General features: G+C 64.4%; 12 protein-coding genes. 7 read left to right on the top strand and 5 right to left on the bottom strand.

From position 1 onward, the window contains the following. Positions 1-18: 18 nt before the first annotated feature. Positions 19-615: a transglycosylase SLT domain-containing protein gene (locus tag ACVCNR_RS03865; protein ID WP_447073877.1), complete on the bottom strand. Its 597-nt coding sequence runs from the start codon at positions 613-615 to the stop codon at positions 19-21. 165 nt (positions 616-780) lie between these two features. Further along, positions 781-1,554 (bottom strand): VOC family protein, encoded by a 774-nt coding sequence (locus tag ACVCNR_RS03860; protein WP_447073876.1) that lies wholly within the window; start codon positions 1,552-1,554, stop codon positions 781-783. Positions 1,555-1,798: 244 nt separating this feature from the next. Here ACVCNR_RS03860 and ACVCNR_RS03855 point away from each other — a divergent pair, with 244 nt between their 5' ends. After that, the gene (locus ACVCNR_RS03855) at positions 1,799-3,178 is read left to right on the top strand and encodes an NAD(P)-dependent oxidoreductase (protein WP_447073875.1); all 1,380 of its coding nucleotides are present in this window, start codon (positions 1,799-1,801) and stop codon (positions 3,176-3,178) included. Positions 3,179-3,180: 2 nt separating this feature from the next. After that, positions 3,181-4,494, top strand: a complete 1,314-nt coding sequence (preA, locus tag ACVCNR_RS03850) for an NAD-dependent dihydropyrimidine dehydrogenase subunit PreA (RefSeq protein ID WP_447073874.1) — start codon at positions 3,181-3,183, stop codon at positions 4,492-4,494. A gap of 120 nt (positions 4,495-4,614) precedes the next feature. On the opposite strand, the gene ACVCNR_RS03845 is transcribed toward preA, so the two are convergent. Beyond that, on the bottom strand, positions 4,615-6,678 hold the full coding sequence (locus ACVCNR_RS03845; protein WP_354191960.1) for a TRAP transporter permease: 2,064 nt from the start codon (positions 6,676-6,678) through the stop codon (positions 4,615-4,617). 113 nt (positions 6,679-6,791) lie between these two features. After that, entirely contained in the window at positions 6,792-7,778 is a 987-nt protein-coding gene (locus tag ACVCNR_RS03840; protein ID WP_354191961.1) for a TAXI family TRAP transporter solute-binding subunit, read from the bottom strand. A gap of 201 nt (positions 7,779-7,979) precedes the next feature. Between ACVCNR_RS03840 and ACVCNR_RS03835 the strand changes: the two genes are divergently transcribed. Both ACVCNR_RS03835 and ACVCNR_RS03830 read left to right on the top strand, forming a co-directional pair. Beyond that, positions 7,980-8,498, top strand: a complete 519-nt coding sequence (locus ACVCNR_RS03835) for an RrF2 family transcriptional regulator (RefSeq protein WP_354191962.1) — start codon at positions 7,980-7,982, stop codon at positions 8,496-8,498. 26 nt (positions 8,499-8,524) lie between these two features. After that, entirely contained in the window at positions 8,525-8,983 is a 459-nt protein-coding gene (locus tag ACVCNR_RS03830) for a carboxymuconolactone decarboxylase family protein (RefSeq protein ID WP_447073873.1), read from the top strand. A gap of 14 nt (positions 8,984-8,997) precedes the next feature. On the opposite strand, the gene ACVCNR_RS03825 is transcribed toward ACVCNR_RS03830, so the two are convergent. Beyond that, on the bottom strand, positions 8,998-9,621 hold the full coding sequence (locus ACVCNR_RS03825; protein WP_354191964.1) for a TetR family transcriptional regulator C-terminal domain-containing protein: 624 nt from the start codon (positions 9,619-9,621) through the stop codon (positions 8,998-9,000). Positions 9,622-9,846: 225 nt separating this feature from the next. Between ACVCNR_RS03825 and aptA the strand changes: the two genes are divergently transcribed. The 3 genes from aptA to ACVCNR_RS03810 all read left to right on the top strand — a co-directional run bounded on the left by aptA (position 9,847) and on the right by ACVCNR_RS03810 (position 12,757). Then, complete coding sequence (gene aptA / locus ACVCNR_RS03820) at positions 9,847-11,175, top strand: omega-aminotransferase AptA (protein ID WP_447073872.1); 1,329 nt, start codon at positions 9,847-9,849, stop codon at positions 11,173-11,175. Positions 11,176-11,252: 77 nt separating this feature from the next. Beyond that, a complete protein-coding gene (locus tag ACVCNR_RS03815) occupies positions 11,253-12,503 on the top strand; it encodes a Zn-dependent hydrolase (protein WP_354191967.1) in 1,251 nt (416 codons plus the stop codon). Beyond that, positions 12,500-12,757: a hypothetical protein gene (locus tag ACVCNR_RS03810; RefSeq protein ID WP_354191969.1), complete on the top strand. Its 258-nt coding sequence runs from the start codon at positions 12,500-12,502 to the stop codon at positions 12,755-12,757. The genes ACVCNR_RS03815 and ACVCNR_RS03810 overlap by 4 nt, the downstream gene beginning before the upstream one ends. The last annotated feature ends 89 nt before the right edge of the window (positions 12,758-12,846 follow it).

The following is a 12,846-nucleotide window of genomic DNA, read 5'->3' as shown; positions in this document are numbered from 1 at the left end:
GAAGCGGGGCAAAAAGCCCTACAGGCGACCGCAGCTTTGCATCTGCTGGGCGTAGCGGCGAGCCATGGTGTCGGTCTCGCGGGCATAGTTGCGGATGCCGGCATTGCTCTTGTAGGCGCCGCGCCTGTAGCCGTTCCAGCCGGAATAATAGGCGAGATAGAGATTGTAGGTGTCGTTGCGGGCGATGCCCAGCGTGCTGGCGCTCTTGGCGTGATACCAGCCGACGAAGTCGATGGCGTCTGCGAAGCTGGTCCGTCGCGCGGTAAAATTGCCGGTTTCGGCGCGGTATTGCGCCCAGGTGCCGTTCAGCGCCTGCGAATAGCCGGCGGCGGTGGACGGGCGTTTCCACGGGATGAAGCCGAGCAGCTTGGCGCGCGGCGGCTTGGCGTTGGCCTTGAAGCCGGATTCCTTGCGCACCGTCGCCATCAGCACCGGCACCGGGATGCCGTGCTTCGCCTCGGCGCGCTTGGCGGCGGAATGCCAGTTGTCGATCCAGCCGTCGCGCTGGTCGAAGACAGCGCAGACATTGTTGATCTGGCTCGGCGGCGTGGCACAGGCCGAAAGGCCGAGCAGCGCCACAACCGGTAAAACTCGACTAAAATTGTACCCGGACATGGGCCGAGCTTTAGGCGCAAATGATAAAGGGAGTCTTGACGGGATTTTAACGATTGCGGCGAGGCTGCGGCAGTTCCCGTCCTGATTCCGGAACCGGCTGTAAGGCGATGAAAACAAAGGCTGCTCCGCTGTTGCAGGAACAGCGGAGCGGCGACCGGCGATCTGTCAGCGGGCAGGGGCGACGAGGCCGAAATGGGCACCCTGAGGGTCGGTGCAGGTGACGACCCACTGGCCGCCGGGCACCTGTTCCGGCCCGAACGTCACCGTGCCGCCATTGTCGGTAACGCGCCTGGTGGCTGCGTCGATGGCCGGCACGTTGAAATAGAACTGCCAGAAGGCCACCGGCACCTGGGGCGGGCGGTTCATCATGCCGCCGTTCTGTTCGCCATTGACGGCGAAAAGCTGGTAGGTGCCCATTTCTCCCATGTCTATGCCGGCATCTCTGGTCCAGCCGAACTGGCCGGAATAGAACTCCAGCGCACTTTCCCAGTCATCGGTGTAGAGTTCGCGCCAGCCGATGTGGCCGGGCGCGTCCATGGGCACCGGCGGCAGTTCCGGTCCGTCCGCGTGCAGCAGCATGAAGACCGCGCCTTGGGGATCGGCAACCACGGAAAAGCGCCCGACATCGGGAATGTCCGACGGCTCGCGATGCACGGATCCGCCTGCCGCCTTCACCGAGGCGGTGGCGGCGTCGACGTCGTCGGCCTCGATATAGCCCATCCATGCCGGCGGCATGCCGCTTTCACGAATCTCCTCGGGAAAGGCCATGAGGCCGCCGACGCCGCGGTCTCCGACCTTGACGACGATGTAGGGCGGAATGCCGGGCGCATCGAAGGGCTCCGCCATCCAGCCGACAACCCTGGTGTAGAACGCCTCGGCGGCTTCGAGGTCATTGGTCATCAGTTCGTACCAGAAGAAGGATTTCGCGCGATCCGGCATGAGATTTCTCCCTGTTTGGCGGCTATCTCGCACAGCCGTACCTATAGGACGGCCGATACCGGCCGTTTCCGACATGGCAAAACGAGGTAGGCGTTCCGCGGTTGCAGCAGGATGCTTTCAATAAAACATGATAAAATAATTCATGTTTATTGTGGATTTTCAGCGGCTTGAGTGAAAATTGACCAATTGATAAAAATTTTGGATGTGCTAGCTTTTCCCCAACGATAAAAAAGGGGAATGTGAAATGGCGACAGGTCATTTCAAGGAAGGCATCGCCGCCGGACGGCTGCCGGCCGACGCTTACGCGGACAATTTTGCCGATCTTCACCCGCCGCTCGATCATCACGAGGCGCTGGTCGAGGCCGATCGCTGCTATTTCTGCTACGACGCGCCCTGCATGCAGGCGTGTCCGACATCGATCGACATCCCGATGTTCATCCGCCAGATCGCCACCGGCAACGCGCTGGGGGCGGCCAAGACTATCTTCGACCAGAACATATTGGGCGGCATGTGCGCCCGGGTGTGTCCCACCGAGACCTTGTGCGAGGAAGCCTGCGTGCGCGAGGCGGCCGAGGGGAAGCCGGTGCAGATCGGCCGCTTGCAGCGCTATGCGACCGATGTGGCCATGGAGGAACAGCGCCAGTTCTACCACCGGCCGGACCGCAGCGGCAAAAAGGTGGCGGTGGTCGGCGCCGGGCCGGCCGGGCTCGCTTGCGCTCACCGCCTTGCCCTTCACGGCCATGACGTCACCATATTCGAGGCGCGGCCCAAGGCCGGCGGCCTCAACGAGTACGGCATCGCCGCCTACAAGAGCACCGATGATTTCGCCCAGGCCGAGGTCGACTACGTCACCGGGATCGGCGGCATCGAGATCAGGAACGGCATGGCGCTGGGGCGCGACGTCCAGCTTGCCGATCTGGCCGGTGCCCATGATGCCGTGTTCCTCGGCATGGGGCTTGGCGGCATCAACGCGCTGCGCGCCGAGGGCGAGGACGTGGCGGGCGTCGAGAACGCCGTCGATTTCATCTCCATCCTGCGCCAGACGTCCGACCTGGCGGCATTGCCGGTCGGCCGGCGTGTCATCGTCATCGGCGGCGGCATGACGGCGATCGATGCGGCCGTGCAGTCGAAGCTGCTCGGCGCGGAGGAGGTCACCATCTGCTACCGGCGCGGCAAGGAGGACATGAACGCCTCGCTCTTCGAGCAGGACCTTGCCGCCGCCAACGGCGTCGTCATCCGCCATTGGCTGCAGCCGAAACGGGTGATCTCGCACAATGGCAGGGCGACCGCGCTGGAACTGGAATACACGACCATGGAAGGCGACCGGCTGACCGGCACCGGCGAGTTGCTGACGCTGCCGGCCGACCAGATCTTCAAGGCCATCGGCCAGACTTTCGTCGCCGCCGGCCTCAACGGCGCGGGCGCCGGCATCGAGCTGGAGGGCGGCCGCATCAAGGTGGACGCGGAAGGGCGCACGACCATGGCGCGGGTGTGGGCCGGCGGCGACTGCATCCATGCCGGCGAGGACCTGACCGTGACCTCGGTGGCGCAAGGCCGCGATGCCGCCGAAAGCATCCATCGCGCACTTGCTTCCGACCCTGTGACCGCGAACGGGAGGGCATGAGCATGGCAGACATCCGCAGCACATTCGTCGGCATCAAGTCGCCCAATCCGTTCTGGCTGGCGTCCGCGCCGCCGACCGACAAGGCCTACAATGTCGAGCGCGCCTTCAAGGCGGGCTGGGGCGGCGTGGTCTGGAAGACGCTCGGCTCCGAAGGCCCGCCGGTGGTCAATGTCAACGGCCCGCGCTACGGCGCCATCTGGGGCGCTGACCGGCGCCTGCTCGGCCTCAACAATATCGAGCTGATCACCGACCGCGACCTGCAGACCAACCTGCGCGAGATGAAGCAGGTGAAGATGAACTGGCCAGACCGGGCGCTGGTCGCCTCGATCATGGTGCCGTGCGTGGAAGAGGAGTGGAAGGCGATCCTGCCGCTGGTCGAGGAGACCGGGGCGGACGGCATCGAGCTGAATTTCGGCTGCCCGCACGGCATGAGCGAGCGCGGCATGGGGTCGGCCGTCGGCCAGGTGCCGGAATATATCGAGATGGTGGTGCGCTGGTGCAAGCAATATTCGCGCATGCCCGTCATCACCAAGCTGACGCCCAACATCACCGATATCCGCAAGCCGGCGCGTGCGGCGCATGCGGGCGGAACCGACGCGGTGTCGCTGATCAACACCATCAACTCGATCACCTCGGTCAACCTCGACAGCTTTGCGCCGGAGCCGACCATCGACGGCAAGGGCAGCCATGGCGGCTATTGCGGACCGGCGGTGAAGCCGATCGCGCTCAACATGGTGGCCGAGATCGCCCGCGATCCCGAGACGCAGGGGTTGCCTATCTCCGGCATCGGCGGCGTGACGACCTGGCGCGACGCGGCCGAGTTCCTGGCGCTGGGGGCTGGCAACGTGCAGGTGTGCACGGCGGCCATGACCTACGGCTTCAAGGTCGTGCAGGAGATGATCGCCGGCCTCGAGAGCTGGATGGACGAGAAGGGCCATCGCTCGCTCGACGACATCATCGGGCGGGCGACGCCGAACGTCACCGACTGGAAGTATCTCAACCTGAACTATATCGCCAAGGCGCATATCGACCAGGAACTCTGCATCAAGTGCGGCCGGTGCCACATCGCCTGCGAGGATACCTCGCACCAGGCGATCACCTCCATGGTCGACGGCGTGCGCCATTTCGAGGTGATGGACGACGAGTGCGTCGGCTGCAATCTGTGCGTCAATGTCTGCCCGGTCGAGGGTTGCATCACCATGCAGCCGCTGGCCGTCGGCGAGATCGACCAGCGCACCGGCCAGCCGGTATCGCCGGTCTATGCCAACTGGACCACGCACCCGAACAACCCCATGGCGCGAACGGCGGCCGAGTAGTTCCTCCCGGGCCGGGCGGAGCCGCGACCGGGGGGAAGCGGCTCCGCCTGCGCTTCGCTTCATGAAAAAGGCCCGCGCCGGTGTCTCCGGCGCGGGCCTTTCGGCTTTGGGTGCCGGGTCTTATGCCGGCTGCATTTTCTGGCTGCGCAGGCTGGCAAGGTGGCGCAGCAGAACCGGTATCACCAGCACGACGCCGAGCAGCGTCGAATAGATCTCCGGCGCGATCATCAGGAAGGCCGCAACCACCAGCAGGACGTTTTCCCAGGCCTTTGTCGGCACCAGCATGAAGCGCGACAGGGCGGCGCCCAGGCAGACGATGCCGAACGAGCAGCCGAAGAAGGCGAGCAGGAAGTCCGGAACGGTGAAGTCCCTGGTGACCAGCAGCAGCGAGGGCGAAAACACGAAGACGAAAGGCACCAGTGCCTTGCCGAGCCCCAGCCGGAAAGCGGTGTTGCCGGTCCTGAACGGATCGGCGCCCGCCATGCCCGCCGCCGCATAGGCGGCGAGCGCCACCGGCGGCGTGATGTCGGCCAGCAGCCCGTAATAGAAGACGAAGAAGTGGGCGACGATGGGTTCGACGCCGAGCAGCACGAGGGCAGGGGCGGCGATGGTGACCATGATGATGTAGTTGGCGGTGGTGGGGATGCCGCAACCCATGAGGATGCACACCACGCCGGTCATGATCAGGGTGAACAGCAGCGTCAGCGTGGTCGGCGAGAAGATCATCTCGGGAATGATCGAGCCCGACATGGTGGCCAGTTGGGCGGCCGTCGAGGTGACGATGTAGGACAGCTTGAAGCCGACGCCAGTGAGCGTGACCACGCCGACGACGATGCCGACCGTGGCGGCCGCGGCGCCGACGGCCAGCGCGTATTTGGCGCCGTCGCGCAGGCCGATGACGATGTCGGCGAGGGACATGCGCCGGCGCGGATTGAGCAGGCCGACGACGACGCACAGCGTGATGCCCCAGAACGCCGCCAGATAGGGCGTGTAGCCGGAAAGCAGGACGCCGATGAGCACGATGAGCGGGATGATGGTGGGCCAGTCGCGCTTCAGCGCTTCCTTCACGTCCGGCATCTCATCGGGGCGCAGGCCGCGCAGGCCGGTGCGCTTGGCCTCGAAATGGACCTGCATGAGCACGCCGAAGAAGTGCATGAAGGCCGGCACGATGGCGGCGAGGATGATGGTCGTATAGGGCAGTTGCAGGAACTCGATCATCAGGAAGGCGGCCGCACCCATGATCGGCGGCGTCACCTGGCCGCCGGTCGAGGAGGCGGCTTCGACGGCGGCGGCGAAATTGCGCTTGTAGCCGAGCTTGATCATGGCCGGGATGGTGAGCGAGCCGACGGTGACGGTGTTGGCAACCGACGAGCCGGAGATCATGCCGAACAGGGCCGAGCCGAAGATCGAGACCTTGGCCGGGCCGCCGGCGAACCGCCCCGCCACCCAGGCCGCGCAATCGAGGAAGAGCTGGCCGAGCCCGATGCGCGTGGCGAAGACGCCGAACAGCACGAAGTGGAAGACGTAGGTCGCCACCACGCCCAGCGCGATGCCGTAGATGCCCTGCGTGGTGAGATACAGGTGGTTGACGAGCTGCGCGACGGAATTGCCGGGATGGACGAGGATGCTCGGCATGTACTGGCCGAACAGCGCATAGGCCATGAACAGCATGGAGATGATCGACAGCGGCCAGCCGACGGAACGGCGCGTGGCGTCGAGCAGCAGCACGATGAGCAGCACGCCGAGGATGACGTCGGTCTGGGTCGGGTTGCCGACGCGGAAGGCCAGGTCGTCGAGCGGAATGAGCGGAACATGGGCGACGGCGACGACGGCGCCGATGGCCAGCAGCCAGTCATAGAGCGGAATGCCCAGCGGCCGCAGCCAGGTGGAATCGGACGGCTTGTCGTAGCCGCGCTTGGTGATGGGGAACACCAGGAACACCAGCGCCAGCACCAGCGAGAGGTGGATGCCGCGATGGGTCATTTCCTGCAGCAGGCCGAAGCCGGCGGTGTAGTAGTGGAATATGGACAGCACCACCAGCAGGAAGCCGACCAGATAGCCGGCGGCCGGCCCCAGCGTGCGGAAGCGGATTTCGGAATCGAACTTCTCTTCCAGTTCGCGCGCCTTTTCCTCGTCCAGTTCGACGCCTGCGAGGCTGATCTTCTGATCGTCCTTGTCGCTCATCGGGGCTGTTTCCTCTTGTGTTCACGGCCCCTGAATTTTCGGGCCGATACGAAATCGACCAGGGGAAGGGCGATGCCTCCACCTGGCCGATCGCGAAGTTGTGCCGTGCGCCCTTATTTGAGGACGCCGGCTTCCTTGTAGAATCGCTCCGCACCGGGGTGGAACGGGATGCCCGCGCTCTTCACCGCGTTGTCGAGCGTGATCATCTTGCCCTTGGCGTGGCCGGCCTGAAGCGCCTTCTGGCTGGCCTCGCTGTAGAGCGACTTGACGATGTTGTAGATGAGGTCGTCGGGCTGCTTGGCGCTCGACACCATCTGGGCGGCCACGGAGATGGTCTGCGTCTCACCGACGTTCTTGTAGGTGTCGGCCGGCACCGTGTCAGTCTGGAAGAAGCCCTGTTCCGCGAGCAGCTTGTCCGCTTCCGGCCCGTGGATCGGGACAAGGGTGATGTTGTTGGTGGCAGCCAGCTCGACGATGGCGCCGGTCGGATAGCCGCCGACGAAGAAGTAGGCGTCCAGCGAATTGTCCTGCACCTTCTCGCCGGAGGGGCCGGGCTTCAGGTATTCGGCGTGCAGGTCCTTCTCGGAGAGGCCATAGGCGGCCAGGACGAGGCGGGCGTCGACGATGGTGCCGGAGCCCGGCTCGTCGAGCGAGACGCGCTTGCCCTTGAGGTCGGCGACCGACTTGATGCCGGCATCGGCCCGCGCGACGAGGTGGATCGTCTCGGGATAGAGGGTGGCGACGAGGCGCAGGTCCTCGACCTTCGGCTTGCCTTCGTAGAGGCCGGTGCCGCTGTAGGCCCAGTAGGCCACGTCCGACTGGGTGAAGCCGGCCTCACCGGCGCCCGACTGGATGGCGCTGATGTTGGCCACGGAGCCGTTGGAGGCGACGGCCGTCGCCACGAGACCTTCCACCCCGGCCTCGCCGGTGGCCGAGATCGCGTTGGCGATCAGGCCGCCGATCGGGTAGTAGGTGCCGGAGGTGCCGCCCGTGCCGATGCGGAAGAATGCCTGCTGCGCGAACGACATGCCCGTGCCGGCGAGAACCGCGGCTGCGCCCACGCCTGCGGAAAATGCGCGCCGTGTGATTGAAAAAGCCATTTTGAACTCCCGTCCTCAATCTAAAGGCGCAAACATGGGCGAGCCTTTAAAAGCTTGTCAATACTGTGGCCAGCGCGTTTTCCCGGCTGCCCCAACGTCATGCTTCATCATCCTGTGGATTGTGCAGGGTCGAATTCATTTCTCTTTATTGTAGATAAAAAATATCCATGATAAAAGGTATCCAGATTGAAGGAGTCGGCGATGAAACTCGGCGAAGGCGTGGAAGCGGCCATCCACTGCGCAGCCCTGCTGGCGGGGCTGGACGACGATGCCACCATTCCCGGCTCTGCGATGGCGGCCCAGTTCGGCCTTTCGCCGAGCTATCTGCTCAAGCACCTGAAGGCGCTGACGGCGGCCGGCCTGCTGGAATCGGTGCCGGGCCCCGCCGGGGGCTACCGGCTGGCGCGGCCGGCCGACAGCATCTCGCTGCTCGATATCGTGCTGGCGGTGGAGGGGCCGCAACCGGCGTTCCGCTGCTGCGAGATTCGCCAGCGCGGTCCGGTCAGGCTGCCGGCATCGGCCTACGCCAGGCCGTGCGGCATCAATGCCGCCATGTTGCGGGCCGAGCGGGCCTATCGCGCCGCGCTCGCCGCGGAGCGGCTGTCCGATATCGTGTCGGAATTTCTGGCCGAGGCCGACCCGCGTTCGGTCGCCGCCAGCCGCGCCTTCGTCGCGGAAAACCGGCGGCCGCAAAAACACACTGTCGATCCACAAGGCTGAAAGGCCACAGGCTGAAAGGAAAGAACATGGAACAGAGACTGGATTTCTTTGCCGCCGCACCGGAGCTGATGAAGAGCGTGATCGCCCTGAACCAGGCGGTGGAGAAATGCGGGCTGGAAAGGAGCCTGCTGCATCTCATCAAGCTGAGGGCCTCCCAGATCAACGGCTGCTCCTTCTGCGTCGACATGCACAGCCGCGAGGCGCGGCAGGACGGCGAGAGCGAGCAGCGGCTCTATCTGGTGGCGGCCTGGAAGGAATCGCCGCTGTTCACTGCGCGTGAGCGTGCGGCGCTGGCCTGGGTGGAAACCGTGACGCAGGTTGCCGATGCAGGCGTTCCCGACGACCTCTATGCCGCGACGCTCGAGCATTTCTCCGAGCAGGAACTGGTCAAGCTCACCGTCGCCACCGGCATGATCAACACCTGGAACCGGCTGTGCGTCTCGTTCCACGCGTTGCATCCGGTCGAGGTGGCCAAGGCGGCGTAGGCTCGCCGCCTCGTTCAGGGGCGTAGGCTGCCGATGAAAAGTTGTTCGAGGAGGCGTGCCGCGTCCTCGAACCGGCCTTCCCCGCTGCGGTCGGGGCCGAGCACGGCGCGCACCTGAACGTCGAAATCGGCATAGTGCTGGGTGGTGGCCCAGATGGCGAAGATGAGGTGGTAGGGGTCGGTCTTTGCGATCTTTCCGGCGCGCATCCAGCTTTCGATGATGCGCGCCTTCTCGTCCACCAACTCCTTCAGCTCGCCTTCCAGCATGGGCATGATGCGCGGCGCGCCTTGCAAGATCTCGTTGGCGAACAGCCGACTTTCGCGCGGATAGTCGCGCGCCATCTCCAGCTTGCGGCGGATATAGCTGCGGATCTCGACGACCGGATCGTCGGCATCGTCGAATTCGCGCAGCGGCGCCAGCCATGTGTGCAGCAGGCGCTGCATCAGCGTGGCGTGGATGTCTTCCTTGCTGCGGAAATAGTAGAGCAGGTTGGGCTTCGACATGCCCGCCGCCTCGGCCACCTGGTCGATGGTCGAGCCGCGGAAACCGTGGACCGAGAACACGTCGAGCGCGGCTTCCAGGATAAGCTCGCGCTTTTCCTGCTGGATGCGGGTGAGCGGCCGTGCGGCGGATTCCATGATCGCTCTTTCCCTCCCGACTTCATTCCTTCTGGACCAAGAGTCTGGACCAGTGGTTCCCGACCCTGTGGAGCGCTCGGCCCGCGGGGCTTTTCGTCTAGTAATGGCTTGACCGCTCATTTGGCGGTGCTAACGTTTGTCCAATCGGTCAAAAATTGCGTAGCATGAATTGACGCAAGGGACCAAGCGTTGGCCGCGAGACATCAACCATCAGGAGGCTTGGTCATGTCCAACAGGCTCAAGGTAACGCCCAACGATCTTTCCGCATTCTGGATGCCGTTCACGGCAAACCGGCAGTTCAAGCAGGCGCCGCGCATGCTGGTGTCGGCCAAGGACATGCACTACACCGCCGCCGACGGCCGCAAGATCCTGGACGGCACCGCCGGCCTGTGGTGCGTGAACGCCGGCCACTGCCGTCCCAAGATCACCGAGGCGATCCAGAATCAGGCGGCCGAACTCGATTACGCACCCGCCTTCCAGATGGGCCACCCGATCGTGTTCGAACTGGCCAACCGGCTGGTCGACATCGCGCCGAAGGGCATGGAGCATGTGTTCTTCACCAATTCCGGTTCGGAATCGGTCGACACCGCGCTCAAGATGGCTATCGCCTACCATCGCGCCAAGGGCGACGGCGCGCGTTTCCGCCTGATCGGCCGCGAGCGCGGCTATCACGGCGTCAATTTCGGCGGCATTTCGGTCGGCGGCATCGTTTCCAACCGCAAGATGTTCGGTACGCTGCTGACCGGCGTCGATCACCTGCCGCACACCCATCTGCCGGGCAAGAACACCTTCACCAAGGGCGAGCCGGAGCACGGCGCGGACCTGGCCGACGAGCTGGAGCGCATCGTGGCGCTGCACGACGCCTCGACCGTCGCGGCGGTGATCGTGGAGCCGGTGGCCGGCTCGACCGGCGTGCTTATCCCGCCGAAGGGCTATCTCAAGCGTCTGCGCGAAATCTGCACCAAGCACGGCATCCTTCTGATCTTCGACGAGGTCATCACCGGATTCGGCCGTCTCGGCACGCCGTTCGCGGCCGATTATTTCGACGTGGTGCCGGACATCATCACCACGGCCAAGGGCGTGTCCAACGGCGTGATCCCGATGGGCGCGGTGTTCGTGACCAAGGAGGTGCACGACGCCTTCATGAACGGCCCCGAGCACATGATCGAGTTCTTCCACGGCTACACCTATTCGGGCAACCCGATCGCCTCGGCGGCGGCGCTGGCCACGCTGGAGACCTACAAGGACGAGGGCCTGCTGACGCGCGGCGCCGAACTCGCGCCCTATTGGGAAGAGGCGCTGCATTCGCTCAAGGGCGAGCCGCATGTCATCGACATCCGCAATATCGGCCTGATCGGCGCCATCGAACTGGAGCCGATCGCCGGCGCACCGACCAAGCGCGCCTTCCAGGCCTTCGTCACGGCATTCGAGCGTGGAGCGCTGATCCGCACCACGGGCGACATTATCGCGCTGTCGCCGCCGCTCATCATCAGCAAGGGCCAGATCGACGAGTTGATCGACCATGTGCGCGAGGTTCTGAGGATGGTCGACTGATCATCCGCAACCGTCATGGGCGAGGGGCGGCGACGGGAGAACCGCCGCCCCCGCCCTGAAAAATGAGAGGGAACGGAATGGCCGCGCCAGGCGAAAATCTGCGAATCAATCCAGACCGTTTGTGGGATTCGCTGATGGAAATGGCGAAGATCGGACCCGGCGTCGCCGGCGGCAACAACCGCCAGACGCTGACCGATGCGGACAATGAAGGCCGCCATCTTTTCAAGCGCTGGTGCGACGAGGCCGGCCTTGCCATGGGCGTCGACCGGATGGGCACCATGTTCGCCCGCCGCGAGGGCACCGACCCCGACGCGCTGCCGGTCTATGTCGGCTCGCATCTCGACACCCAGCCCACGGGCGGCAAGTTCGACGGGGTGCTCGGCGTCCTCTCCGGGCTGGAGGTGGTGCGCACCCTCAACGATCTCGGCATCAGGACGAAGCACCCGATCGTCGTCACCAACTGGACCAACGAGGAGGGCGCGCGGTTCGCGCCCGCCATGCTGGCCTCGGGCGTCTTTGCCGGGGCGCACACGCTCGACTACGCCTATGCAAGGCAGGACGGCGAGGGCAAGAGCTTCGGCGACGAGTTGGAGCGCATCGGCTGGGTGGGTGACGAGGAGGTCGGCGCGCGCAAGATGCACGCCTATTTCGAATATCACATCGAGCAGGGGCCGATCTTAGAGGCCGAGGACAAGCAGATCGGCGTCGTCACCCATTGCCAGGGCCTGTGGTGGCTGGAGTTCACGCTGACCGGCAAGGAGGCGCATACCGGCTCGACGCCTATGACCATGCGCGTCAATGCCGGGCTCGCCATGGCCCGCATCCTCGAAATGGTGCAGAAGGTCGCCATGGAGAACCAGCCGGGCGCGGTGGGCGGCGTCGGCCAGATGCGGTTCTCGCCGAATTCGCGCAACGTGCTGCCGGGGCAGGTGGTGTTCACCGTCGATATCCGCTCGCCCGACCAGGCCAAACTCGACGCCATGCGCACCCGCATCGAAGCCGAAGCAGCCAGGATCGCCGCCGAGCTCGGCGTTGGCTGCGCGGTCGATCCGGTCGGCCATTTCGATCCCATCACCTTCGATCCCGTTCTGGTCGGGCGCGTGCGGGCGGCGGCCGAGAAGCTCGGGCTTTCGAACATGAACATCATTTCGGGTGCCGGGCATGACGCCTGCTGGGCCGCCAAGGTCGCGCCCGCGACCATGGTCATGTGCCCGTGCGTGGACGGTCTGTCGCACAACGAGGCCGAGGACATTTCCAGGGAATGGGCGGCGGCGGGCGCCGACGTGCTGTTCCATGCCGTGGTGGAGACGGCGGAGATTATAGAGTGAAGATTTTTTGCAAAAAAACAGGGCGTTCTGCAGAGCTAATACAAGGCCCGCTTGATCCTGTTCCGGTATTTAAATGTTTTAAGAAAGGGCGGCCGAGTAATTCCGATGCTTACGCACATAAGTTCGAGAGGATAGAAGATGCAGCAAAATTTCTAATCGATAATCCAGGTTCTGGAATACGCGTGGCTGCCATGGGGCGAGGCAAGGGCAACGCTATTCTTAATCAAACTATAATAATAGAGCTGGGTATCTAGAATTTTTGATGGCTAGGGTAGAGACGGCCGAGATCGTGGAGTGATCGGAATCACTTGAACCGGAAAGCTCAAGCCGCTCGCGAAGAAGC

It is taken from the genome of Aquamicrobium terrae (assembly GCF_052978165.1).
This window is presented reverse-complemented; position numbering and strand designations above follow the sequence as displayed.